This is a genomic window from Streptomyces sp. P17, assembly GCF_032436805.1.
In the GTDB taxonomy this organism is placed as follows: domain Bacteria; phylum Actinomycetota; class Actinomycetes; order Streptomycetales; family Streptomycetaceae; genus Streptomyces.
On the sequence record NZ_JAVRBF010000211.1, the window covers coordinates 1 to 837 of the forward strand.

At 51.4% G+C, this 837-nt stretch carries 2 protein-coding genes; both read right to left on the reverse strand.

What is annotated here, in order from left to right:
- Positions 1 to 68 precede the first annotated feature (68 nt).
- On the reverse strand, positions 69 to 443 hold the full coding sequence (locus RMT89_RS40420; RefSeq protein ID WP_315888736.1) for a hypothetical protein: 375 nt from the start codon (positions 441 to 443) through the stop codon (positions 69 to 71).
- Positions 440 to 781: a hypothetical protein gene (locus RMT89_RS40425; RefSeq protein ID WP_315888737.1), complete on the reverse strand. Its 342-nt coding sequence runs from the start codon at positions 779 to 781 to the stop codon at positions 440 to 442. Before RMT89_RS40425 ends, RMT89_RS40420 begins: the two co-directional genes overlap by 4 nt.
- Between the last annotated feature and the right edge of the window lie 56 nt (positions 782 to 837).

Here is an 837-nt window from a genome sequence, read left to right on the forward strand (position 1 = left end):
GAACGTCCCGGCGAGGATACTGCCCTTTGCCAAGGTAATAGTTGACCTAGCCCCCGGAGTGTTCGCCCTTATTCGCCTGAGACGCCATCGGAGCTATCTCCTTCAACGGAGGCAACAGACACGGGGTCTCCGCCTTCGTCCGCGACCATCGCCAGTGGTTCAGCCAGTTGTGCATTGAATTCCTCATCAGACATCTGCCCAATGAAGTTGGCAGACATAATGATTACACCGGTAATTTCCCCGTTATTCGGGATCAGCCCAGTGTTCACAGCCTGAACCTGTGCCATCTGGTTCACACGACCAAGTGCACCGCTGTTCAGGTACTGCTCAGACGTGGCGAGAACCACATTGACCAAGGCCAGCTTTTCAGTAACGCCCTGCTTGAAGCGGACGTTTGCCGACATGAGCCAATAGTTCATTCGGGATACTGCTTTTTCCGTCATGCTGCTTTCTTCTCTTCGAGTTTAGTGAGGTGGTTCCCCAATGCCTCACGGATTTCATCAACAGACGCACCATTAGGTATGTCGCATTCCTCTGCCCATGTCGGGTAAAAGATGCTGAACGCACCGCCTAGCTTAACTTCGTCATGTTGAATTAGTGGGTCTTCCTGCCATTCGACGGCTTTAACCACGTTGTCATTTGCATACTTCATGGTTTTGACGTCATCACGGACGAGGTAATATTGCGCATCGTGGATTTGAGCACAAGGCTTTATTGACAGGCAATACCGGCTCTTGCGAACCTTCCCCATAAATTCACTGCCTGCACGTGAGTTCAGCATCTTCTACCCGACATGGGCAGAAGAATGCGACATACCAAATGGTGCGTCTGTTGATG